At 61.4% G+C, this 24,059-nt stretch carries 16 protein-coding genes (1 of these 16 running past the window's edge); 3 read left to right on the forward strand and 13 right to left on the reverse strand.

Annotated elements, in window-relative coordinates:
- From GBCGDNIH1_RS24260 to truB, 7 genes are all read right to left on the reverse strand, one after another.
- Positions 1-881 carry the 5' portion of an NAD(P)-dependent oxidoreductase gene (locus GBCGDNIH1_RS24260; RefSeq protein ID WP_011633047.1) on the reverse strand. 43 nt of this gene lie to the left of the window's left edge, so 881 of the gene's 924 nt are visible here — the first part of the coding sequence; it begins with the start codon at positions 879-881; the stop codon falls past the left edge of the window.
- A 64-nt stretch (positions 882-945) separates the two neighbouring features.
- Positions 946-2,388 carry a carbohydrate porin gene (locus tag GBCGDNIH1_RS24265; protein WP_125911052.1) on the reverse strand — a complete coding sequence of 481 codons (1,443 nt, stop codon included), beginning with the start codon at positions 2,386-2,388 and terminating at the stop codon, positions 946-948.
- A 155-nt stretch (positions 2,389-2,543) separates the two neighbouring features.
- Positions 2,544-4,277, reverse strand: a complete 1,734-nt coding sequence (poxB, locus tag GBCGDNIH1_RS24270; RefSeq protein WP_011633049.1) for a ubiquinone-dependent pyruvate dehydrogenase — start codon at positions 4,275-4,277, stop codon at positions 2,544-2,546.
- Positions 4,278-4,403: 126 nt separating this feature from the next.
- Complete coding sequence (locus GBCGDNIH1_RS24275) at positions 4,404-5,816, reverse strand: NAD(P)H-dependent flavin oxidoreductase (protein WP_043453209.1); 1,413 nt, start codon at positions 5,814-5,816, stop codon at positions 4,404-4,406.
- 124 nt (positions 5,817-5,940) lie between these two features.
- Complete coding sequence (gene pnp, locus GBCGDNIH1_RS24280) at positions 5,941-8,103, reverse strand: polyribonucleotide nucleotidyltransferase (protein WP_011633051.1); 2,163 nt, start codon at positions 8,101-8,103, stop codon at positions 5,941-5,943.
- 361 nt (positions 8,104-8,464) lie between these two features.
- Positions 8,465-8,734, reverse strand: a complete 270-nt coding sequence (rpsO, locus tag GBCGDNIH1_RS24285; protein WP_011633052.1) for a 30S ribosomal protein S15 — start codon at positions 8,732-8,734, stop codon at positions 8,465-8,467.
- A gap of 35 nt (positions 8,735-8,769) precedes the next feature.
- A complete protein-coding gene (gene truB / locus GBCGDNIH1_RS24290) occupies positions 8,770-9,693 on the reverse strand; it encodes a tRNA pseudouridine(55) synthase TruB (RefSeq protein ID WP_025319284.1) in 924 nt (307 codons plus the stop codon).
- Between the two features lie 221 nt (positions 9,694-9,914).
- Here truB and gmd point away from each other — a divergent pair, with 221 nt between their 5' ends.
- Together gmd and GBCGDNIH1_RS24300 are read left to right on the forward strand one after the other, a co-directional pair.
- Positions 9,915-10,898, forward strand: coding sequence for a GDP-mannose 4,6-dehydratase (gmd, locus tag GBCGDNIH1_RS24295; RefSeq protein WP_011633054.1), 984 nt, complete (start codon positions 9,915-9,917; stop codon positions 10,896-10,898).
- A 73-nt stretch (positions 10,899-10,971) separates the two neighbouring features.
- On the forward strand, positions 10,972-11,202 hold the full coding sequence (locus tag GBCGDNIH1_RS24300) for a hypothetical protein (RefSeq protein WP_125911053.1): 231 nt from the start codon (positions 10,972-10,974) through the stop codon (positions 11,200-11,202).
- An 81-nt stretch (positions 11,203-11,283) separates the two neighbouring features.
- Here the strand turns inward: GBCGDNIH1_RS24300 and pbpC are convergent, their stop codons facing one another.
- From pbpC to GBCGDNIH1_RS24330, 6 genes are all read right to left on the reverse strand, one after another.
- On the reverse strand, positions 11,284-13,338 hold the full coding sequence (pbpC, locus tag GBCGDNIH1_RS24305) for a penicillin-binding protein 1C (protein WP_011633055.1): 2,055 nt from the start codon (positions 13,336-13,338) through the stop codon (positions 11,284-11,286).
- Positions 13,339-13,341: 3 nt separating this feature from the next.
- Positions 13,342-18,321 carry an alpha-2-macroglobulin family protein gene (locus GBCGDNIH1_RS24310; protein ID WP_011633056.1) on the reverse strand — a complete coding sequence of 1,660 codons (4,980 nt, stop codon included), beginning with the start codon at positions 18,319-18,321 and terminating at the stop codon, positions 13,342-13,344.
- A 184-nt stretch (positions 18,322-18,505) separates the two neighbouring features.
- The gene (locus GBCGDNIH1_RS24955) at positions 18,506-18,817 is read right to left on the reverse strand and encodes a hypothetical protein (RefSeq protein ID WP_157692037.1); all 312 of its coding nucleotides are present in this window, start codon (positions 18,815-18,817) and stop codon (positions 18,506-18,508) included.
- 188 nt (positions 18,818-19,005) lie between these two features.
- A complete protein-coding gene (locus GBCGDNIH1_RS24320) occupies positions 19,006-19,251 on the reverse strand; it encodes a hypothetical protein (protein ID WP_011633058.1) in 246 nt (81 codons plus the stop codon).
- The gene (locus GBCGDNIH1_RS24325) at positions 19,248-22,664 is read right to left on the reverse strand and encodes an acyl-[ACP]--phospholipid O-acyltransferase (RefSeq protein ID WP_043453211.1); all 3,417 of its coding nucleotides are present in this window, start codon (positions 22,662-22,664) and stop codon (positions 19,248-19,250) included. The genes GBCGDNIH1_RS24320 and GBCGDNIH1_RS24325 overlap by 4 nt, the downstream gene beginning before the upstream one ends.
- Before the next feature lie 36 nt (positions 22,665-22,700).
- On the reverse strand, positions 22,701-23,153 hold the full coding sequence (locus GBCGDNIH1_RS24330) for an acyl-CoA thioesterase (protein ID WP_011633060.1): 453 nt from the start codon (positions 23,151-23,153) through the stop codon (positions 22,701-22,703).
- A 233-nt stretch (positions 23,154-23,386) separates the two neighbouring features.
- On the opposite strand from GBCGDNIH1_RS24330, the gene GBCGDNIH1_RS24335 reads away from it, so the two are divergent.
- A complete protein-coding gene (locus GBCGDNIH1_RS24335) occupies positions 23,387-24,049 on the forward strand; it encodes a malonic semialdehyde reductase (RefSeq protein WP_025319289.1) in 663 nt (220 codons plus the stop codon).
- The last annotated feature ends 10 nt before the right edge of the window (positions 24,050-24,059 follow it).

Consider the following 24,059-nt stretch of genomic DNA (forward strand, 5'->3'; position numbering starts at 1 on the left):
GCCCAATCCCAATGCCCTTCACCATGGGCGAGGCTGTCGAGATGATTGTCCCTCAGCACGCTGGCGATCGGCAGTGGCACACGGACATTTTCCGCCGCCTCCATCGTGAGTCGGACATCCTTGAGGCCAAGAGAGAGTTTGAACCCTGCCGGCTCATACCGGTTTTCCGCAATGGCGGCCCCATATCCCTTGTAAACCGGAGCCGCAAAAAGCGTGGATGTGATCAAGTCGATAAAATCGGCTTTTGCGATTCCGTATCCCTGGGACAGGGCAATCCCTTCCCCCATCGCACTGATAGCGCTTGCAATCATGGTGTTCACGGCCAGCTTGACGGCGTTGGCCTGTTCTGGACGATCCCCGAATGTCCATGTTCTCTGGCCGAGAATATCAAAGACAGGCTGGACATCTCGCAGGGTAGCGGACTCGCCGGCGGTCAGGATGTTGAGCTGACCGGCCTCGGCAACATTCACACGCCCAAGCACCGGCGCCGAGACATAGCGCACACCCTTTTCACGATGGCACTGCTCCAGATCGACAGCACAGGCCACTGATATTGTCGCCATATTGATATGGATGGCACCCGGCTTCATCGCCTCCAGCCCGCCGGCATCCATCATGACAGCACGGGTGGCCGCATCGTCCGACAGCATGGAGATGACCACATCTGCATCCGCGCAGGTGTCGCGAGGCGTCGCCCCGGCCACAGCGCCTTGGGCCACCAGCGCTGAGACCGAGTCCGGCGAGCGGTTCCAGACTCTGACCCGATAGCCGGCCTTCACCAGATTGGCTGCCATGGGCTTGCCCATTGTGCCAAGTCCCAGAAATCCGATCTTCATTCCGCGTCTCCTCATGGTCAGGGCTTGGTCCGCAGAGTTCTTCATACTCTACCATGACAACAGGCGGCTTTTTACCGCCTGCTCCACACCACGAGGAATTTGACGGCTCTTACAGACCCAGCATAGCCCCGAACGGCAGAATGAACGTGCCACCCACATAAACGCCATCCTGAGGCCGCTTCGCAGCAGTCGGCGTATAGTAGGAGTTCGGATTGACGATGTAGTCGAACACCGGCTCGAACGCGACGGCGGAGTAAAGCTGGATATGCGCGTTCAACTCGAAAATCGCCTTATCGCGGGAGAAGTCACCGCCGCTGCCACCAGCCACCGCATTGGCCTGAGCCAGATAGTTGGCCAGCGCACCCGTCATCCTCTCCCATTTGATTTTGACTCCGAAACGATCATTGGGACGGCTCTGGAAAGGGGCCTGCAGGGTCGCTCCGACATAGAGATCGGATTGAATAGGAGCCGTTGCATCCAGACCCAACCCAAGTCCGCTATACAGCACCAGCGCGGTCGGGGTCAGGGTTTTACCTTTGCCGCCATCCGCACGCCACACCGTCTGCTGAGTATTCAGTACCAGCCCCTGCGTACCGTGGCTCTGGCGGAGCGGATCACCCGGAAAATAGGCTTTCGGCTGACCGGAGACAGTCTTGAAGGAATTATGATCCGCATTGTTGTAAAATGCGGTCAATGAATAGCTGCCGGGATAGGCTGAATTACTGAAATCGGTTTTCTCGCCGATTTCAACCATGGTCAACGCTCCCTGCGGCGTTTCCAGACCCCAATCCCACCCGCTGCGGCTGTTCGCATTCGGGTTGGTGGCGAAAGACCCGGCCTGCACATACCAGCCGGGGCTGAAAGCGTAGCTGACCCTGCCGCCCCACATCGAATACTGCGGAGAAATATAGCCGGCATTGATATAAAGAACATCCTGATAACAGCTGTTGATGACCTGACAGTTCGGAGCCGCGAAATACCGGTTGGGATGCGTGCGGCCTGCTTCGATGACCAGCTTGTCATTCAGAAGATGCTGTTCATAGGTCAGCAGGGACAACTGATTAGGACGAAGATTATAGGGAGGCGGATAACCGATACTGTTATCGCCGATCTCCCCCGAGATCAGGACGTTGGAACGCAGAGTGAAAATCGTTTCCTCGAAATGGAACGTGCCGCCCTTGATCCCGAGAATTTTTTCCAGGTCAGCATCGGCCCCGACAATCAGATAACCTGAATTCGCAGTATTGCCGGTATAGGTGCCCGCGCTCGGATTGGCTTCCATGAAATCGAGAAACGTCCCGTGCAGCTTCAGCCCGGATTCGCGAAGCTTGCGCGAGAACGGGGCCAGGATTTCCTCTTTTTTCTCCTCCGGTGTGAGCCTCGGCTTTGTCAGCCCCTCCACCACGCGGGGATTGAAATTGCCCTGTGCATCCGGTTTGCGTAAGGCTCCCGATGTCTGAGCATGGGCAATACTGCCGCCGGCCAGCACCGCATTCATTATTACAATGGCCGTCACAGCGGCCCGCCGCCCTGTCTGCCTACCCATCACCATCACTCGTCTCCCCCGAAAGAAGCAGGACGACTGACTTTTCTTCCCGATCAGATTTTCGCGACGCGTTCTGAAAAGCGCATTCGTTCTTCTGTCGTGATGATGAGTGAATCAGGCAGGGCGGGTGGATACGTCATATGACGTATCCAGATGGACTATCAACGGAACAGGTTGGTACGGGCCATCTCCAGCACGGAATCGCCGCGGCCGCTCATCACCGCACGCAGCATGTAAAGGCTGAAGCCCTTGACCTGTTCAATGCTGACTTTCGGCGGCATGGACAGTTCCTGACGATTGACCACCGCATCCAGCAGAGCCGGCCCGGGATGGTTCAGAACATCACGCACGGCCTCATCCAGCTTGCCCGGATCCTCGACCCTGCGCGCATACACGCCACAGGCACGGGCCATGGCTGCGAAGTCGGGGTTATCCAGAGCCACGCCGCTTTCCAGCAATCCTGCTGCCTTCATCTCCATTTCGACAAAGCCGAGCGTGCCATTATTGAACACCACGATTTTCACAGGCAGACGATGCTGCACCAGTGTCAGGAAATCGCCCATCAACATGGCGAAACCACCATCGCCCGACATGGAAACAACCTGCCGTTCCGGTGCCGATACCTGCGCCCCGATCGCCTGTGGCAGCGCATTGGCCATCGAGCCGTGAGCGAAAGAACCCAGCAGACGGCGGCGGCCATTCATCTTGAGATACCGTGCCGCCCAGATGGTCGGCGTGCCGACATCGCAGGCAAAGACAGCATCATCACTGGCATGTTCGCTGATCAGCCGGGCCACGTGCTGGGGATGAATCGGGGGACGACCCGCCTTTCCATCGGCCAGATCATCCAGCCCCTTGCGGGCCTTCAGGTAATGCTGACGACAGGTGTCCAGATGCGCCGTATCCTGTTTGGCTTTCAGGCGCGGCAGCAGGGCACTGATCGTGGCACTGACATCACCCACAACACCGAGATCAATCCGGGTACGACGGCCCAGATTTTCCGGACGCAGATCGACCTGCGCGATTTTCGCCTCTTCCGGGAAAAACTGCCGATAGGGAAAATCAGTCCCGAGCATCAGCAGCATGTCGCATGATTCCATGGCGTAGTAACCGGATGAAAATCCGATCAGCCCCGTCATGCCGACATCATAGGGATTGTCGTATTCGATCCATTCCTTACCCCCAAGCGCATGGACGATAGGGGCTTTTAAATGCTCCGCGAGCGCCACCACCTCATCATGCGCACCGCGACAGCCGCGTCCACACATCAGCGTGACCTTACCCGCCGCCTCCAGCAGTGCTGTCAGGGCATTGAGCGATTCTTCAGAAGGAGACGTCACCGGCGGCTCCGGACAGAGCGCCGTTTTCGTCGAGACGACGGGCGATGGAACCGTCTTCATCGCAACGTCACCGGGGATCACCACCACCGCAACGCCCTGATGGCCGATGGCGGCACGAATCGCGGTGTTCAAAGTGCGGGGCATCTGATCGGGGTCGGAGACCGTCTCGCAATAGACACTGCATTCCCGGAACAGCGCTTCCGGTCTGGTTTCCTGAAAGTAGTTCGAGCCAATTTCCGCTGTCGGAATATGAGCGGCAATCGCCAGCATCGGAGTGCGAGAACGCTGCGCATCATACAAGCCGTTGATCAGATGCAGGTTGCCCGGCCCGCAGGAACCGGCGCAAACGGCAATCTGGCCAGTCAATTGAGAGTCTGCACCTGCCGCAAAGGCCGCTGATTCTTCATGGCGCACATGGATCCAGTCCATGTCCGGACGCCGCCGCAATGCCTCCGTAATGGCGTTCAGGCTGTCACCCACCACACCATAGACGCGCCGGACGCCAATGACTTGCAGTGTTTCAGCCAGTATTTCCGCGACTGTCGGCTCGGCCATGAAAACCTCTGTTCCTTCGATTGAGGAAATCGAGCATGCACGAAACCATCACTGTATGCGCCCTCCAAATTCATTGGGCGCAAAAAAATCCCTCGCCGAAGCGAGGGATGATCAGCGGCATCCGGCTCAGCGACCGGTCATGATCCGGTCAACAAGCTGTTTAACGGTAGGGATGAACCCGTTTGCATAGAACGGGTCAGTGCCGAACCGGTAGGCATTGTGACCACTGAACATCAGATTGTCCTCGATCACGTCCGGGTCGTTCTTGTGATGCCCGATCGTCTGCAACGTCTTCTGAATGCAGAAGCTGCGCGGATCGGCCTTGCGGCCATTGGTATGGTTCTCGGAACGCTGGCTCCAATTGGAGAAACGGCATTCCGTCAGGCACCCCATGCACGCCACCTGATCGGCCTGTATTGTATCAGCCTGATCGGGGGTGACGAAAATCAGCGTGGAATCGGGTGTGCGCAAAGCCTCGATAAATCCGGCCTGTTCCCATTCCTGTACCCGACGCAGATCGGCCGGGGTCAGATAGACAGGACGCTTGCGCGGCCCTACTCCGTATACCGCCGTATGCTCGCCGACCACCTCACCCGTGTAGGCAACCTGACGGTCGCTGCGGGCGCGGAGTTCCTGCATGAAACGGTTGTTCACGGCTGAAGAATAAAATCCGGTCGGGCTGAACGGATTCAGAAACACATCCCCCGGCTTCAGGGCCAGCAGCTTGGCCTTCCACTGCTCGGATACAGGGCTTTCGCGTGTGAGCAGAGGACGGGTGCCAAACTGAAAGGCGATGGGGCCGAGTTCGGGATTATCAATCCAGTCCTCCCACTCCTCCAGCCACCAGACGCCACCCGCCATAATGATAGGCGTCTCGCCAAGACCGAACTGGCGCATCTGGTTACGCAACGCCAGCACGCGGGGATAGGGATCTTCCGGCCGGTTCGGATCTTCCGTGTTGGAAAGCCCGTTATGGCCGCCTGCAAGCCAGGGATCTTCATACACCACGCCGCCCAGCAGGCTGGCCGCCTTGTGGTAAGCGCGCTTCCACAGCGCATTGAAGGCACGGGCCGAGGAAACAATCGGATAATAATGAATCCCGAAATGGGTTGCGATCTCGGACAGTCGATACGGCATGCCGGCACCACAGGTCAGGCCGTGCACCAGACCCTTCGCGCCTTCCAGAATGCCGGTGATCACCCGCTCCGCCCCGCCCATCTCCCACAGGATATTGGCGTGGATGCGGCCGCGGCCGTTGGATTCCTCATGCGCCTGCCGGGCCTGCTCGATCCCGCCGCGAATGGCGTAGTCAACCAGTTCGTCATGCCGTTCCCGACGGGTACGGCCCCGGTAGATCTGTTCAATCAACCGGCCACTGGAATCATGGCTGTCCGCGTTCACCGCGCTGAAGGTTCCCACCCCACCGGCAGACGCCCAGCAGCCGGAGGAACGTCCGTTGGAAACAGCAATGCCCTTGCCACCTTCCACCAGCGGCAGAACGTCAACACCGCCCATACGGATCGCGTTAATGGCCTTCATCACTCACTCTCTTCCGCAATCTGCCAGAACCCGGGAGGAGGTCTGACCGATCCTGACCGTTTCCGGTCTTAATCAGCGTCTCCGGCAGGCTGCTCCTGATCGGGGCAGCCTGCCGAATCACGTCTTACTCGGCCAGATCGCCCTCACCGCGACCGCCTCTGCCACCCTTGGGGCCGACCTTGTCAGAGATGTCCTCGCCCGTGGTCTGATCAACCAGCCGCATGGAAAGTTTCACCTTGCCGCGATCATCAAAGCCGAGAACCTTCACCTTCACCACATCACCGACATTGATGACGTCGGAGGTCTTGTTGACCCGGCCCTGCTGAAGCTCGCTGATATGCACCAGCCCGTCGCGGGAGCCGAGGAAATTGACGAAGGCGCCGAAATCAGCGGTCTTCACCACCTTGCCGTTGTAGATCTTGCCCACTTCCGGTTCGGCCACGATGCCCTGAATGCGATCAATCGCCTTCTGGGTGCTTTCCTCGCTGGTCGAGGCGATCTTGATGGTTCCATCATCCTCGATATCGATCTTCGCACCGGAGAATTCAACGATCTCGCGGATCACCTTGCCGCCGGTGCCGATGACTTCGCGGATCTTTTCCTTCGGCACGTTGATGACGGTGATGCGCGGTGCCGTCGCGGCGACGGAGCCACGGGCACCGGTGATCGCTTTCGCCATCTCGCCCAGAATATGCATGCGGCCGTCACGGGCCTGCTGCAGAGCGATGCGCATGATCTCGGTGGTGATGGAGGTAATCTTGATGTCCATCTGCAGGGAGGTCACGCCCTGCTCGGTTCCGGCCACCTTGAAATCCATGTCGCCGAGGTGATCTTCATCGCCGAGAATGTCGGACAGCACGGCAAAGGCGCGATCTTCCTTGATCAGGCCCATGGCGATACCGGCCACCGGACGCTTCAGCGGCACGCCCGCATCCATCAGCGCCAGAGAGGAACCGCATACGGTCGCCATGGAGGACGAGCCATTGCTCTCCGTGATCTCGCTGACCACGCGCAGGGTGTAGGGGAAAGCGTCCTTGGCCGGCAGCACCGGATGAACGGCGCGCCAGGCCAGCTTGCCATGGCCGATTTCACGACGGCCCGGGCTGCCCATACGGCCGGCCTCACCCACGGAGTAGGGAGGGAAATTGTAGTGCAGCATGAAATGGCTGCGATATTCGCCGGTCAGGGCGTCCACCACCTGCTCATCCTGCCCGGTGCCCAGCGTGGCCACGCAGAGCGCCTGCGTTTCACCACGGGTGAACAGCGCGGAGCCATGGGCGCGCGGCAGAATGCCGACCTCGCCGATGATCGGGCGCACAGTGCGGGTGTCACGGCCATCAATGCGGATACCGGTATCGAGGATCGCATTCCGGACGATATCCGCTTCCAGATCCTTCAGCATCGACTTGGCGATGGATTCTTCCGGTGTGCCACCGATCCCCAGCGTTTCGATAATCTGCTTCTTGGCGGCAGAAATCTTCTCCTGACGGAGCTGCTTCACCTTTTCCTGATAGGCATTGCCCAGCAGGGTGCGGCCAGCCTCGTTCAGGCGCTGCTTCAGCGCGACATGCTCCGGATTCTGCTCGGGCAGGGTCCAGGGATCGCGGGCGGCGTGTTCAGCCAGGGCGATGATCGCATCGATCACCGGCTGGAAGCCTTTATGGCCGAATTCAACGGCGGCCAGCATCTGGTCTTCGCTCAGCTCTTCGGCCTCGCTCTCGACCATCAGCACGCCTTCCGCGGTACCGGCGACCACCAGATCCAGCTTGCTTTCAGCGCGCTGCTCAAGGGTGGGGTTCAGCACGAATGCGCCATTCACCAGACCGACGCGAGACGCCGCGACCGGGCCGAAGAACGGAATGCCGGACAGGGTCAGCGCTGCGGAGCAACCGATCAGGGCGACGATATCCGGATCATTCTCCATATCGTGCGACAGCACGGTGGCGATGACCTGAACCTCGTTATAGAACCCTTCCGGAAACAGCGGGCGGATCGGACGGTCGATCAGGCGGGAGACCAGGGTCTCATGCTCGCTGGGACGGCCCTCACGCTTGAAGAAGCCGCCGGGGATCTTGCCCGCGGCAAAAGCTTTTTCCTGATAGTTGACGGTCAGCGGGAAGAAATCCTGACCGGCCTTTGCGGATTTCGCACCCACCGCTGTACACAGAACGATGGTGTCACCCAGCCGGGCCAGAACGGCACCGTCGGCCTGGCGGGCGATCTTGCCCGTTTCCAGTACCAGCGTGCGTCCACCCAGATCGAGTTCCTTGCGGAAATAATTGAACATGCAGTCTCCGTCTCTTGCGGTGTTTTGAGTGCGCTGCGAGGCGGAGTCCGGCGGCTCGGGCTACAGGGATCGCGGCCTGCATGGATGCAGCCGCTTGCCGTGTAGCCGGAGACGCCGATCAAATTCCGCCACCCGGCGCGGTTCGGTCACTCTCTTACAGGAACAGGCGCGATAGCCCAAATCCTAATCGTCCGACCCTGTCCAGGGTGAGAGGGATCCAGAGTGTGTGGGGGGAGAAAAGAATGTTTCTCCCCTGCTCCATCCCTTTTGGCATCCGGTCCTGCCGGAGAATCAGGAGTGGAGAAGTCCGGCGGAGGCCAGCCTGGGCTGACCCCCTTTATGCCGGTTGGAAACGCCAGAATTAGCGGCGCAGGCCCAGACGCTTGATCAGCGCGTCATAACGGGCAACTTCCTTACGCTTCAGATAGTCCAGCAGGCCACGACGCTGGCCAACCAGCATCAGCAGGCCACGACGGGAATGGAAGTCCTTCGCGTGGGTCTTCAGATGTTCGGTCAGGTTGGCGATACGCTCGGAGAGCAGGGCAATCTGCACTTCCGGGCTGCCGGTATCGTTGGCGGCGCGGGCATATTCGCTGATCAGCGCCGTACGGCGCTCTGCGGTAATCGACATCGGTCACTCCATGATTCGAGGTTACAGCGGACGCGTCACATCATGCGTTCAGGCCGCAACAGGCCATCCTGCAAGCGGCACAGCCCAACGACGCGGCTCCCCGCCATGGCACGAACCAATCCACCATCGGGATCGATCCGGTCTGGAATACGGCCCATCAACGGAATCAGGCTGAGTGCCTGCCCATGGGAAAGGCCGGTGGCCTCCTGCTCGGTCAGGGCCAGCGCCGGGATGTCGGCCAGCGCGGTCGCGACCGGAAGCAAAAGGTCCGGGGAAGCATGGGGGGTATCGCCGGAAGCCAGCGCCTTGTCCAGCGAAATAGCCGTCGCCTCCGTAAAGGGGCCGACCCGCAGCCGACGCAGGGCAGCGATATGGCCCACCGTTCCGCAGGCACGGGCGATATCGCGGGCGAGGCTGCGCATATAGACGCCCTTGCCGGACTGGACCTCGAACACCGCCAGATCATCATCCAGACGCTCGATCAGTTCGAACCGGTCCACCCGAGCGGGGCGGGGCGGCAGATCGGGCGGACGCCCATCCCGCGCCATATCATACGCGCGCTCCCCCGCCACCTTGATCGCCGAATAGGCGGGAGGAATCTGCATGATCGTACCGCGAAAACTCTCCAGAGCCGCCCGCAGCACATCGTCGGTGGGACGCACCGTGCTGGTGGCGGTTACTGCGCCCTCGGCATCGTCTGTATCGCGCGACTCGCCCATTTTCAGGGTGAAATGATACAGTTTCGTGCCGTCCATCACATAAGGCACCGTCTTGGTCGCCGCCCCGAACGCAATCGGCAGCAGACCGGTCGCCAGCGGGTCCAGCGTGCCGCCATGCCCCGCTTTCTGGGCATCGAAACCGCGCTTGACCCTGTTCACCACATCGGTGCTGGTCATGCCCTGCGGCTTGTCAATGATCAGCCAGCCATCGAGAGGCCGACCTTTTCTGCGTCTGTTCATGCTCAAAAACTATCCCGGCCCACCCAAAGGGCCGCCTCCCGGCAGCCCGGCCGCGGGCCTGTAACATGGGATGACGGGTTCGGATATGCCCCGCTTTCCCATATCCGGCATGTGCAGACAGGGATCAGAGCACCACAGATGACCTTTGCAGGCAGACTTGCCAGTTGCCGCATACTATGGCTCAAAAGAGTTAATACCATTGCACGGGATCGCTATCGCATATGCCCACAGCTCTGATTACCGGCATTACCGGCCAGGATGGCGCCTATCTGGCGCAGCTTCTGCTCAGCAAGGGCTATCGCGTTCTGGGGATGATGCGCCGCTCGGCCTCCTCCGACGTGATCGGTGAGCGCCTGCGCTGGCTCGGCGTGCTGGACCGGGTGGAGCTGATTGACGGCAACCTGACCGATCTGTCCAGCCTGATCCGCATCCTGAGCGAGCACGCCCCGGACGAGGTCTACAATCTCGCCGCCCAAAGCTTCGTCGCAGCAAGCTGGCAGCAGCCTTTACTGACCGGCAATGTCACAGCGCTGGGCGCTGGTAACGTACTGGAAGCCGTGCGAATCGCCGCGCCGAAAGCACGGTTCTATCAGGCCTCCTCCTCCGAGATGTACGGCCTGATCCAGGAACCGAAACAGAGCGAGAAAACACCGTTCTATCCGCGCTCCCCCTACGCGGTGGCCAAGCTGTACGCGCACTGGATGACGGTGAATTACCGCGAGAGCTTCGGGTTGCATGCCTCATCCGGCATCCTGTTCAACCATGAAAGCCCGCTGCGCGGCATCGAATTCGTCACGCGCAAGATCACCGATGGCGTGGCCCGCATCAAGCTCGGCCTGGCGAAAACGCTTGAACTGGGCAATCTGGATGCAACCCGCGACTGGGGCCATGCCCGTGATTACGTTCGCGCCATGTATCTGATGCTGCAACAGGACAGGCCGGACGATTATGTCGTCGCCACCGGGCGCACAACCTCAATCCGTGATTTCTGCAAGATCGCCTTCGGCTATGCAGGACTGGATTGGGAAGAACATGTGGTCACAAGCGCCGCCTTCATGCGCCCGGCCGAGGTCGATGTGTTGCTTGGAGACAGCACCAAGGCACGAACCCGACTTGGTTGGGAACCCGAGACCTCTCTGGAAGATATGGCTAGTGAGATGGTGGAGGCAGATCTGGCCCGGCATCGTGCCAGGCTGGCCCGCTGACCTGCATGCATCCCGTCAGACCCGGCTTCACGGCCATCCGGAGCTGACGGATTTCATTAAAGGAGATTATTCGATGCGCTTTTCCCGCGCGATTTTTCTGACCATTCCCGCCCTGCTTGCGACATCCGGCCTGCTCGGACTGACCGGCTGTGAACGCGAAGCCCCCATGCAACGTGCAGGGGCCGCGCTGGACCGTGCCGGAACCAAAACCGGTGAGGCCGTCGGCACCGCCGCCGACAAAACCGGCAAGGCCATGAACAATGCCGGCCAGTGGGTTGATCAGAAAGTGAACGACAACAAATAATCCCGTTGGTACCTTTTATGATCGGTACCGGCTATATGCAAAACCCCCGCTTTCAGAGGCGGGGGTTTTTCGTATCGGGCTTTACTGAGCCGCAACGTCCTGCGCCTCCACCATCAACCTGACGTCTATCGAATCCGATCGTCCCGCGCTGTCCTGCACAGTCAGGCGATGAAAACCCGGCCCATCCTGTTCCTTTGATGGCGTCCAGACCGGACTCTGCCCGGGAAACGAACCCGGCAGAGTCCGGCCATCCACCATCCACCGGTAGGGAGGCTTGCCCTTCTCAACCCGCAGATCGACCGGCTGCTCCTCACTGCTGTCGATCACGGCTCCCTTGGGCGGAAACAGGATGCGCGGCCCCTGCGCCATCACCGACTGCCCCAGACGCGCCAGCCCCGCCCCCAGTCTTCCCCTTCGTTCCGGGGCTGCCACCGTCAAAGGTGCTTCCGGTGGCAGAAGATCGAACAGCCGGAACAGCACTGGGCCGGAGGCAGTCAGACCGTACGCACCGGGTCGAGGAGAACCGTCTTTCCGCCCGCTCCAGACCACGATCGTGTAGAGGGGGGAGACGCCAACCGACCATGCATCCCGGAATCCATAGGATGTACCGGTTTTATAGGCGATGGGGCGCTCCGGCTTCGCCACGCCATCGGGCAGGGAGGTATCACGCAGACTATCCAGCACCGCCGCAGCAGAAGACGCAGAGCACAGCCGTCCATTCTCCACCGTCCGACCGTCACGACGCAGGGTGAGGGGAGCCATGATCCCACCGGAAGCAAGCCCGGCATAAAGCGCGGCCAGATCCTCCATCCGCACCCCCACCCCGCCCAATGCCAGCGACAGACCGGCAGAGGTAGCCCCTCTCGGCAGCCGAACCGTCATGCCCGCAGCCCGCAGAGCCGCCAGAAAACGATCCGGGCCGAGCCGCGCCAGCAAGGCCACCGCCGGAATATTGAGCGACCATTGTAAGGCACGACGTGCCGTGACATCGCCATGCCAGCGATGATCGAAATTATGCGGGGCATAGGTGCTGGCCTGCAAAGGCACGTCGGCAATCAGCGTATCCGGGGCCGCCAGCGCATGATCGAACGCCATGGCATACAGAAAAGGCTTCAGCGTGGAGCCGGGTGAACGGATCGCCCGCACCATATCCACCATCCCGGCATCCACCATCCCGGTTGAGCCGAAATAATGGCCGCCTCCGACATAGGCCAGCACGGCGCGATCCCTGTTGCGGATGACCAGCGCCGCCATATCGGCACCGGAGCCGCTCCATTGCTCCATCTGGCTGAGGATGGTCTGCTCCGTGCCGGACTGGATATGTCGATCCAGCATCGTCTCCACCGGCCCGGCATCACGCCCGAAGCGAGCGGTGAGGTGCTGCGCAAAGGCTGGAAACCTGTGCCAGCGCATATCGGGCCAGATGGCAGCAGAACTATCGGGTTTTCCATACTGCGCAATGTCCAGAACATGGGCGGCACCGCGACGGGCGGCCTCCTGATGCCGATCAGGGCGGCGGCTGGTCGGACTTTGCGGAATAGCAACCAGCAGGGACGCTTCCTCCCTGCTCAGGCGGTCCGGTTCATGGCCGAACCAGATCAGGGATGCACTGCGCACCCCTTCGACATTGCCCCCCATGGGAACCAGCGTCTCATACAGGGCCAGCACCCCCTCCCGCCCAAGATGCGCCTGCAACTGCACCGCCCGCGCCATTTCCAGCAGCTTGGCGGGAATACCCCGCCAGTTGCGGGCATGGTGATACTCCGGATGCAGCAGGCGCACGGTCTGCATGGCAATGGTCGAGCCACCCGACACCACCCTGCCATGCCGCAGCACCTGCCAGCTCGCCCGCAATACAGAGAGGGGATTCACCCCCGGATGCCACGCAAACCACCGGTCCTCACGCGCCAGCAGCAGGGAACGGTAAAGCGGCGCCACCCCGTCCATGCGTGGACGCAGCCGCCAGAACCCGTCGGAGGTCACGGCAACGTTCAGAATCCCGCCCGAGGAGTCGCGCAGCTCCGTTGAAAGCCTCCCCGCACGGGACAGATCGGGCGGACAGGCCGCGTCAAGCGCCAGCAGGCTGGACGGCACCAGCACGACCGCCAGCGCAACCAGCCGCCATTTACCCCGCATGGGTCAACGCGCACCAACCCGCGTGACACCGGCTTCCGTGCGGGCCATGACGGACGGACGATACATATCCTCGACGATCGCTTCGGGGCGGGTGAATTGTCCGGGGGTTACCAGGCGCACGATATAAGCCACCCGGAATTCCCGGGATGACAGGCCGGGATGTTCTTCATCGTGATCCTCGTAGCGGCGACTCCCCTCCTGCCCCAGCACGAAAGCAGCCACGAAGCGGTCATCGCGAGCCTGCCAGTTTTGCAGCGGAGACAGATCCTGCAGGAACTCATATCCTTTCACGCTACTCATCGGCGCCTCGATTTCCCAGCCCGCCGGTAGCATATCCACCAGCACCGTCTGATGATTGCCATCATCCCGGACCTGACCGGACAGCGCGACGATCAGCCGGTCGTTCTGCCGCAGACGCTGCGGATCAACCGGCGATCCATCCATGTTCAGCAAGGTGCGGGTCAGGGTGTAGCCAGCCTCGATCGGCTTCGGGGACGCTTTCGGCGTTCCCGTCACGGTCACCGTGCGGAAAAGTCGCGCCTGCGTGTCATTGCGGACCGCATATCCGCTGGCCAGTTGCTCCGGCGAGGGGGACAGCGCTATCGGCAACATCCCCGGTCGGGATACACCGTTCACCGTCAGCAACGATCCGCCCTTGATCGGCGCGCCGTTCTGTAATTCATGCGCCGCCATCAGCAGCCATGCCTTTTCCTGCGTATTCAGGCTCCCCGGCTGAAGATTCTGGTTCTGCACGCTCGCCAGCAGAGAGGTCGCAAGCTCGTCATTGCGTGTTTCCGCCGCAATCGCGATCAGCGCCGCCAGATCACGCAGCGGCGTGTAGTAGAACCCCCCCATCCACTCACCGGGCACAGAGGAAAGTTTGAGATTGGCGGACGCCAGCCGGAACAGTTTTTTCGCCCGCTCCGTATCGCCGGTGAGGGAAGCAGCCCCCGCCAGCTGGGCGAGCGCAATCGCCGGGGCCGGTTTGCCGTTCTCGAACGTCACACTGCCCGGCTCCGGCTTGTCGCCACCCATCCAGCCGAGACTGTCACTGATACGGTGCAGCAGGGCCGCATCCACCTGACCACCCGAACGGGCCAACAGATAAAGACCATACACGACCGTCACATCCCGGCTGGCGCGATAATAACCACTTTCCTCGTTGCCGGAGCCGGATATGATGGCCTGAACATTGGCCAGACCGCGACGGAGCGCCGCATCGGGAATATCGAACCCGGCCTGCCGCGCATGCACCAGAAAATCAGCGGCATAGATATTCAGCCAATTCGAGGCCCCGTTATCGCCCAGATGCCATAAACCGAACCGGCCAGATGCGTCCTGACGATCGAGAATGGTGTCGATCGCTCCCTGCACACGCTGAATGACGGCCCGGTTTTCCTTCCCGTCCCTGCCGATCAGGGTCGGATCATTGAAATAGAGCAGGGGCAGGGCCGCAGAGGCTAACTGTTCCGTGCAGCCATACGGGTACTGGTACAGCGACCGCAGCAAACCGGCGACATCAATGCCGCCGAAGCGATTATAACCAATAGAAACCGACACACTGCCGGGGGCGAAGCTTTTCTGTGCAACCGGGTCATAGCTCCATAGCTCTCCCGGCGTCTGAAGGGCGGTCTGGGCGATGCTGAAGGGGAAATGAGGCTCCCGTACCGCAATCTCGTCCTGGTGGGTAACATGGAATCCGTTCGGGCCCGTGACCTCGGTCTCCATGGTCAGGATGCCGTCACCACTGGCAGTCAGGGTGAGCGGATCAGCCACGCGATCCCCAGGCTTCAGATCATAGTCCAGCGCATGTTGTGCACTGACCTGGCCGGGCCCCTGAGTCGTGATCTTCACGGTGTAGCGGCCTGCCGCTCCGTCAACATCATGCAGTTGCAACACTGGCTGCGCGACATCGCCCGGTGCCAGAAAACGTGGCAGCGCCAGAGTCACCACCACCGGATCGCGCACCGTCAACGGCGCGTCCGCATGCCCCAGCGCCTGCGGATCATAGGCCACCGCCATCAGACGTAATTCACCCTGAAAATCCGGGACATCCAGTTCAATGGTGGCATTGCCCTTCGCATCCAGCGCAACCGGTCCCCGGAACAACGCCACGGTCCGGCTGCTGCGCACCGGCAGGGCGGCCCCGCCCAGATCGTCATCTCCGCCGCCACCGCCTTCATGCACCGCGCCGACACGGGCACCATCATCCAGCAGGCGGCCGTAATCATCACGCATGGACACGCCCAGACGCTGTTTTGCCGCCAGCGCACCCAGCGGGTCGGGCGCGTGGAATTTCGTAATCTGGAGGATACCCTCATCCACCGCCGCCAGCGTGACATAGGCGGATTGCGGGGTGCCTCCATCGGGCCGTGCCACATGCACCGGCACCCATATGTGCTGCCGTGGCAATGTCTGCTGTGGCGCCTTCATCTCAACGGTCAGACGATGGGCGGAGGTATCCGTGGCGATCCAGGCAAGCCCCACCGCCCGTACCGGATCATGCGCCCGACGCTTCTGATCAAGCGGCCGGTACAGCGTTGCCAGAACATACGCCCCCGCCCCCCAATCCTCCGCCGCCTTCACATCGACTGTCAGACCGCCCGCTGGAACCGCAACATCACGGGTTTCCAGCACCCGGCTGTTGGCGATGACGATCTCCGCCCGGCCGGCAAAAGGCGCGTCGATATGCACCCGGGCAGTCTCGCCGGCTTTCAGGGTGTTTTTGTCCGTGGAGACAGCCAGTTTGTCGGGGCTATCCGCATTCATATCGGTGGAGGATTGCCAGCCGGAGGAAAATCTCATGCTGGTGACAGCCCCGCTGGCCTCATCCGAGACGATCAGCCGATAGGTGCCCCATGGCAGGGAGCGCTCGATTCCGGTCTTGCCGTCCGCGGTGCTGTCCACTGTGCCGGACGCCACCGTGCGATCCACGACATGATAATGATACGTCCAATGGCTGCCGTTTTCACGCAGCCAGTCCCAGTGCCGCTCCTCCTCCACCAGCGCCCAGTGCAGGCCGGGGCGGGCCACCGGCTTGCCATCGGTGGAGAACGTAGCAACCCGGAAACGGGCGGGCGTATCCTCCTTCACCTGATCGCCGGAGAATTCCGGCAGCAAACCGATCAGAAGGGGTTTTGTCCGCAGCTTGATCTGCTGACTGGTCTCCACCACCCGCCCGCTCGGCTCCGCCAGACCAGCCACCAATGTCGCAATCAGGGGGGAGGCAACAGAATCGGGCAATTTGGGGGTCACATCGAGTGTCACCTTCCCCGCCGCATCGGCATCAGGCAGTTCGAGCGGCATGGCATTCTGCGCCACCGTCTCATCCACCACGCCGAAATGCCAGCCTTTCAGACCGGGCACCGGTTCGGGGTCGGGGGCGAATTCCAGCCGCGCCTCCGCATGCAGCCCGGCCGCCGGAGCCCCATACAGGAACCGGCCCGTCAGCGTGCCGGTGATAGGCTGGGCCGGGCCAATTGCCTTCGGCACTCCATCCAGCGTCACCGCAAGCGTCTGCGGCACGAAATCCCTCACCTGCACCTGAAGCGTGCCGACCGGCGGTCTGGAGGGATCGGTCAGCGCCTCGATCGTCCAGTTACCGTGAGAGGATGGATCAGGGAGCGTGAAATCATGCTGGAATCCGCCAGATGGGCTGGATTTCGCATCCAGCGTGATGCGCTTTGCCTCCATCCCGTTCGGGCGGCGCAACACCAGACTCAACGGCATGGAGGCAGCCGCATCCAGAGAACGTTGACGCAGGAGCGCCATGACATGGATCGTCTCGCCTGGGCGGTAAATGCCGCGATCCGCATAAAGATAGGCTTCGATCGGACCAGGCGGCTGCCGCCCGGAAACACCGCGATCAGACAGATCGAAAGGCTGCCCTTCCAGACTCTGGACCGCGATATCCCCTTTCCCGCCCTGTGCAATCAGCAGTGCCGGTGCAGCCGCCCCGGTGCCTGCCAGCAATGGCGCGGCGAAATGGGCTTTGCCGGAGGAATCGGTTTTCGCAGTGGCCAGCACATCCTGCCCGCGTGAGAGCAGATGCACGCTCAATCCCGCCTGCGGCATCGCATCGGACAGCGCACGCGCCACCACGGTCAGTCCATCCTCACCCTGCCATGTGGACAGGCCGGTACGGGTGGCAATCAGCCAGTGTCCCGCAATGCTGCTTTCATACACATCGCCATTGTCGCTGGCTCCATCCTCCGTTCCCGGCAGCAAAGAAACCGCCGGGCGATCCGCATTTTCCGCGATGACCAGATACGCACCAGCTTCTTCCGGCTTGATGATGGAGGGAATCGGGAAGGCCGTTTCAACAGTCGCGTTCTTCTCCGACGCCGCGCCGGTTCCGGTATCCATCGTGCCGGACCAGATCTGTGTCGCGTCGCTCTGCAACAGGCGGCGGAGTTCCCAGACCGAGAAATTCTGTTTGCCGAGATCAATATCGCGTCCGTACTGCCCCGTATTCGTCAGTTTGGAGGACAGCAGACGTTCACCCATGCGGAACACCCGGACCCTCACCCGTCGCGTATTGACCGTCTGGATCGTCAGACCGGAGGCAGTCGCGCGCGACAGAATCCAGCCTTTGCCACCCACCGCGATCATCGGATCGCGATCAGGCATTGCCGCCTTGACGGTAAAGGCACGGCTGGTCTTCTGCCCTTTGCTGCCCGTCAGACCGGGCAGAACGGTGATGGTATAATCGCGCCCCGGCGACAGGCCATCCACACAAAGACGGTTTGCAGTCACGCGGGTGACGATGCGGGCGGCCGGAGACACTTTCAAAAAGCCGGCTTCATTGGTGCCGGCCTCGGTCGAGAGCTTGTCATCGAATCTCAGGCACAGACCGGAGCTATCGGCTGTCTGTTCGGGGGCTACACCCCGAAACTGCAATGTCTCCTGCCCAAAGGCGGGGGAAGCGGCCAATCCTGCCAACAGAGCCGCAGTCCAGAAATGTGTTGCAGCCCTGGCAGACATTTTTTCATCCTTCCGCGCTGTCGATCAGAAAGCAGCAAGAAGAATCATGATACAAAATTCAAGACGCAACATCGTGATTTCGATCTGAAACCAGAACGCGCATTATCCCGCCTTGCGGGATCAGTAAGCCAATACTGAAACCGGCGCCCTTTTCACGGCGCCGGTTCTGATCGGGATGATCTGCTTATTTAAAGAATACTCCCGCAGACCCGCGCGCGGACGGAGGCCCAGGCGGTGGGCCCGGAGGAGGACCCGGGGGAGGACCCGGCCGTGGTCCCGGCGGAGGAGGTCCAGGAGGAGGGGGAGGCGGTGGCCCACCACCCCAGCGGCGGCCACCACCCCAATAAGGCCCACCCCAGTAGGGATTGCCGTAATAACCGGGATAGCCGCCACCCCAGTAAGGGCCGCCATATCCCCCGCTATACCCGCCCCCATAGCCGCCAAAGCCGCCCATATCCGAGCAAGCCCCCACCACCAGCACAGAGGAGAGGAGCAAACAACGTGTCATCCAGCGAAAAGCGGTACAGTGCATCATAGCACCTTCAAACACCTATAAAGTGGCCAGATCATGGCGGCATAGCGTAAGGGTTACAACGTTTACCGATCGTAAAGTTTCCAGCATGCGACAGCCCTTTTGGGCACACGCAAACCCCACACTCTCGTAAAAGAATGTATGAAGAGAAATCAGGGGGGAGGATCAGCCGGTCTTCCCGGTGGAAGAACCGGTGCACCCGTCCAGTTCCTGCCCCCAGCGGCATACGGATCAATCCCGTACGGACCGCTGGCATTGCCGGGCTTGTACGCGGCTCCTGCATATCCTCCATTCTGCGCACATCCGGCCAGCGCCAGACCAAAGGCCAGCAGCAGACATGAGGTGCGGAGGGCACCATACCGGATCACACCATCACGGCATAAATACACCCCCCTCACAGCAGAGTTTCCGCCTGACGCCGCACGGCAGGATGGTCGATTTTCCCACTGCCCATCAGGGGCAGCGAATCCACCGTCACGATCACCGCCGGGACCATCATTTCAGAGGCACCGGCTGCCTTGGCATGGGCCAGAAACACCTGTTTGGACGCATCGGCCTGCGTGGTCAGCATCACAATCCTCTCCCCCTTGCGGCCATCCGGCAGGGAGGTGGCCGCCGACATCGCATCCGGCCAGAGATCGGAGGCGAGAGCCTCCACCGCCGCCAGCGAGATCATTTCCCCACCCAATTTTGCAAAACGTTTGGCACGGCCCTGAATGGTCACGAAGCCGTCCTCGCCGATGGTGACGATATCCCCCGTATCGTGTTCACCTCCCGGTGGAGGCTCGATCACACCCGGTGCATCGGTGCGCAGATAGCCGAGCATCACATTCGGCCCCCGCACCCACAGACGCCCGCCCGTCTCGACGCCTGCCACCGGCTCCAGACGCGGCACGATCCCGGGCAGCAAACGACCGACCGTGCCGTAACGATTGTGCATCGGCGTGTTCAAGGCCAGCACTGGGGAGGTCTCCGTTACGCCATAACCCTCCAGCACACGCACGCCGAATTTTTCCTCATAGACATGGCGGGTCGCGGCTTTTACCGGCTCCGCCCCTGCCACGACATAACGCAGGGCGCGCATATCATAGGGATGCGCCATACGCGCATACCCCATCAGAAACGTGTCCGTGCCCAACAGGATGGTCGCATTGGTGGCATAAATCAGCTCCGGCACGATGCGGTAGTGCAACGGCGAGGGATACAGATAGCTCGGCACCCCGAAAGACAATGGCAGCACCAGCCCCGCCATCAACCCGAAAGAGTGAAAAACGGGCAGTACATTGAACACCTTATCCTGCCGCCCGAAGTCGATCACTGCCGCCGTCTGCGCGGAGTTCGCCAGAATATTCCGGTGGCTGATCACGACGCCTTTCGGCGTACCCTCCGAACCGGAGGTAAACAAAATAGCCGCCGGCGCATCAGGGTTCCGCCCCGGCACCAGTGCCCTGGATTTGGTCAGCACCCCGCGGATCTTGTCCCATTTGCTCAACCCGGCGCGCACATCTTCCAGATAGACGATGCGCTGGCTGGCAGAGAGGGCCTCGATCACCGGCTCCAGCCCGGCCTTACTGATGAAAGCGCGGGAGGTAATCACTGTTTTCACCTGCGCAGCCCGGCAAGCCGCCAGCAGATTGGCCGCACCCGCCGTGAAGTTCAGCATCGCCGGAATCCGGCGCGCAGATTGCAGCGCGAAAAACGTCACCGCGGTTGCATTGGCGTTAGGCAGCAGAACGCCCAGCGCCTCATCCGGCCCGGCATACACACTCAGCGCACGGCCCAGCACTGCCGCACCGGTCAGCAGGCGGCTGTAGGTCAGCGGACCGGTAACCGGATCCTCGATCGCCACGCGCCGCCAGCCATGCAGGCAGGCCGCCTGTCGCACCGCCTCGAACAGTGTGTGATCGACCGGAGTCGTGCGCCAGATGAGATCGGTCATCACATCATTCAGTGCACGGCCCGCAACCTCCCTGCGGCGACGACCGATCAGACCGGCGGGAACGTCCAGACGTTGCGGCGCCAGCGCCGTTATCCGCACCTTGGGGAACAGGCGACGCGGTGCCTGTTTCCGGTTGAGGCGGCTGAACGGCGTGTATTCCAGACCGCTGAGCCGGACCGGAATGACGTCCGCCTCGCTCCGTTCCGCGATCATCGCCGCGCCGTCATAGACCTTCATCAGGCTGCCGGTGACGGTGATGCGGCCCTCGGGGAAGATAATCAGCGGATCACCGGCTTTCACGGCATTGATCAACGTGCGGGTGGCAAACGGCTTCGCCGGCTCGATCGGTAACGCCCGCACGAAGCGCAGGAAAGGTCGCACCCAAAATTTTTCAGACACGGAGCGATCAATCGCAAAAACCGGCTCCTGTTCCAGCAAGGCCAGAGACAGCACGGCATCCAGCCAGCTGACATGATTAAGCGCAATCACAGTACGCGGACCCGTGCGGGACAGATGTTCAGCCCCCTGCAACTCGACCCGATAGACGATGCGGAACAGCAGCCAGATCGCATCCCGCAGCGCATTGGTAGGCAAAAATGCCAGCGCCAGCCCGGCCACCACCAGACTGGCCATGCCGAGCAGTCCGAACAACACCCCGCTGCCCAAGCCCATCAGTTGCAGCACTGCCACTACCAGTCCGCCAGCGACCATGCCTCCCGCTGAAACAATATTCGCAGCCGCCACGACGCGGGCTCGTTCGGATCTGGCGGCCCATGCCTGCAAGGCGGAAAAGGATGGCACGGCAATCAGACCGGCCGACACCGCCAGCAGGACCAGATCACCCATCACATGCGGCACACCGGGCTGCTGCAGGAACGTGCCGAGCGGCAGATCATGCCCTGTACCCGCCGGCACATGCGCGATCACCCGCCACAGATCGAGACCGGCCAGCCCTTGCAGAGCCGCCCCCAGCACCGAAGGCAGCAATGCGATCCGTCCGCCGCCCAGTGCCGCCGCCAGAAAGGAGCCGAGCGCCACGCTGATGGAAAACACCGTCAGCGACAGCGTCACGGCCAGTTCATTGCCATGCAGCACGGATTTCACAAGCGGCCCCAGCAACGACAGGCCCACCGCGCCCGATACCCAGAACCATGCGGCAATCAGCGCCGTCCGCCACAGCCGCTTTTCTTCCCATAACTGACGCAGCAGCGAACCGGTGGAGGCCAGGATATTGGCCCGGACCCGAAGCCCCGGGACCGCAACACCGGTCGCCGGAATACGCCGCGCAAACAGAAAGGAGAGCACGGCAAACAGTGTTACCAGCACGGCGAACACCGCAGGCGGTGCCCCCCTTGCCGCCAGTCCGCCAGCAACAGTGCCCAGCAGGATGGAAACGAAAGTCGCCGCCTCGATCAGCGCATTCGCAGCCCCCAGACGGGTCTGGGGCAAATGATCGGGCAAAATGGCGTATTTCACCGGCCCGAACAGGGCGGACAAAACACCGAAGCAAAACAGCGCCAGAAACAGCAAAGGCAAAGAGTGCAGCAGAAATCCCGTCACGGCCAGAAGCGCCGCCGGAATTTCCGCCGCCTTCAACCATGTGGCGACACGGGCCTTGTCATGTCCATCCGCCAGCTCTCCCGCCAGACCGGACAGCAGAAAAAACGGCGCGATGAATACCGCGCCCGCCAGAGTGACCAGAGCTTCCCCGCCATGCTGGGTACCCTGGTGACCACCGACACCCCAGAGGATCAGGAAGACCAGCGCATTTTTCAGAAAATTATCATTGAACGCCGCAAAAAACTGGCACCAGAACAGCGGCGCAAAGGCCCGCTCGGCCAGCAACGGACGCCGCTCGGGCGGGCGCTCCATGGTCATCTCCTCTGACGGGGTTCAGGCGCGGAAACGCTATTCGAGTTCGAGAGTGCTGGTGGGCAACGGACGGGCACGCCGATTTTCATCAATGGCGACAAACACGAACACGGCCCGCGTCACCTTGCGATAATCCTCCGCAACGCGGGGGCGTCGCCATGCTTCCACCGCAATCCGCATCGAACTGCGCCCGGTGGAGAGCAGCTTCGCATACAGGCTGACCTCATCACCCACCACCACAGGCGCCAGAAAGGCGATCGAGTCGACAGCGACCGTGACGCAGCGGCCCCGCGCATAGCGTGTGGCCACGTTTCCGGCTGCCATATCCATCAGCGACATCAGCCAGCCACCGAAAATATCACCGGCCGGATTCGTATCCGCCGGCATGGCGATAGTACGGATCATCGGCGGCTCGGCGGGCGGGCCTTCACCTTCGGACAGTTCAGGATCCGCAGAACGGGAGGAGGAGGTTAAGTCTGGATCGGACATTCGAACCTTCGCTTTTTTCCGGCTGTCACCTGGTGACAGGTCAGGAAAAGGGAGGCACCCTCTCCCCTGACCGGGTTATTCGATCCTATCCTGTTGCATCCCTTCATGCCGGTCCAGAGTCAGAACCGCCAAAAATCTCACGGCCAAAAATCTCACGGATCGCATGGCTGACAGGCCGCTTGACGGCAGGGCAAGGCCATTGCCACATCCGATCCAGTGACATGAGCAGTACCATGACCGATACAGCGACACCTTCCCAGCCTGACAACTCTCCTGACAACCCTGCCAATGCCCTCCTCCACCCGGAACTGCCTGCCCTTGATGAAAGGCTGGCAACCTCCCTGTTTCGGGACGGGCGGAGCTTCGACCGATGGAAACCGTTGCCGGTCAGCGATGAAACCCTGCGCACTGTTTATGATCTGGCCCGGCTCGGCCCGACATCCGGCAATTCCTGTCCGGCCCGGTTCGTTTTCATCCGTCATCCGGAAGCAAAACAGAAACTGCGCCCGGCCCTGTCCAGCGGGAATGTCGAAAAGACCATGCAGGCGCCGGTAACGGTCATCGTCGCTCATGATCCGTTGTTTTACGATAGGCTGCCGCATTTGTGGCCTTACGAGGATGCCCGCGACTGGTTCGTGCATAACGCGGCACTGGCTGAAGAAACCGCGATCCGGAATGCCACCCTGCAAGGGGCCTATCTGCTGTTGGCTGCCCGTGCGGTCGGGCTGGATGCCGGCCCCATGTCGGGTTTCGACCGGGCAAAGGTCGATGCCGCTTTTCTGATGCCGCAGGGTTGGCGCAGCGAATTTCTGATCAATCTCGGCTATGGCGATCCTGAAGACCTCCCTCCCCGTGCACCGCGTCTGACATTCAAGGAAGCTTGCGAGATCCTGTAATCCTTGTTTT

This window comes from Granulibacter bethesdensis CGDNIH1 (assembly GCF_000014285.2).
GTDB classification, from domain to species: Bacteria; Pseudomonadota; Alphaproteobacteria; order Acetobacterales; family Acetobacteraceae; genus Granulibacter; species Granulibacter bethesdensis.

Coding starts and splice junctions, on each gene's coding strand:
- GBCGDNIH1_RS24265 (WP_125911052.1), bottom strand. CDS start 2,388: ATGGTGATGGGTAGGCAGACAGGGCGGCGGGCCGCTGTGACGGCCATT.
- truB (WP_025319284.1), bottom strand. CDS start 9,693: ATGAACAGACGCAGAAAAGGTCGGCCTCTCGATGGCTGGCTGATCATT.
- GBCGDNIH1_RS24330 (WP_011633060.1), bottom strand. CDS start 23,153: ATGTCCGATCCAGACTTAACCTCCTCCTCCCGTTCTGCGGATCCTGAA.
- gmd (WP_011633054.1), top strand. CDS start 9,915: ATGCCCACAGCTCTGATTACCGGCATTACCGGCCAGGATGGCGCCTAT.
- rpsO (WP_011633052.1), bottom strand. CDS start 8,734: ATGTCGATTACCGCAGAGCGCCGTACGGCGCTGATCAGCGAATATGCC.
- GBCGDNIH1_RS24275 (WP_043453209.1), bottom strand. CDS start 5,816: ATGAAGGCCATTAACGCGATCCGTATGGGCGGTGTTGACGTTCTGCCG.
- GBCGDNIH1_RS24325 (WP_043453211.1), bottom strand. CDS start 22,664: ATGGAGCGCCCGCCCGAGCGGCGTCCGTTGCTGGCCGAGCGGGCCTTT.
- GBCGDNIH1_RS24335 (WP_025319289.1), top strand. CDS start 23,387: ATGACCGATACAGCGACACCTTCCCAGCCTGACAACTCTCCTGACAAC.
- pbpC (WP_011633055.1), bottom strand. CDS start 13,338: ATGCGGGGTAAATGGCGGCTGGTTGCGCTGGCGGTCGTGCTGGTGCCG.
- poxB (WP_011633049.1), bottom strand. CDS start 4,277: ATGGCCGAGCCGACAGTCGCGGAAATACTGGCTGAAACACTGCAAGTC.
- GBCGDNIH1_RS24310 (WP_011633056.1), bottom strand. CDS start 18,321: ATGTCTGCCAGGGCTGCAACACATTTCTGGACTGCGGCTCTGTTGGCA.
- pnp (WP_011633051.1), bottom strand. CDS start 8,103: ATGTTCAATTATTTCCGCAAGGAACTCGATCTGGGTGGACGCACGCTG.
- GBCGDNIH1_RS24300 (WP_125911053.1), top strand. CDS start 10,972: ATGCGCTTTTCCCGCGCGATTTTTCTGACCATTCCCGCCCTGCTTGCG.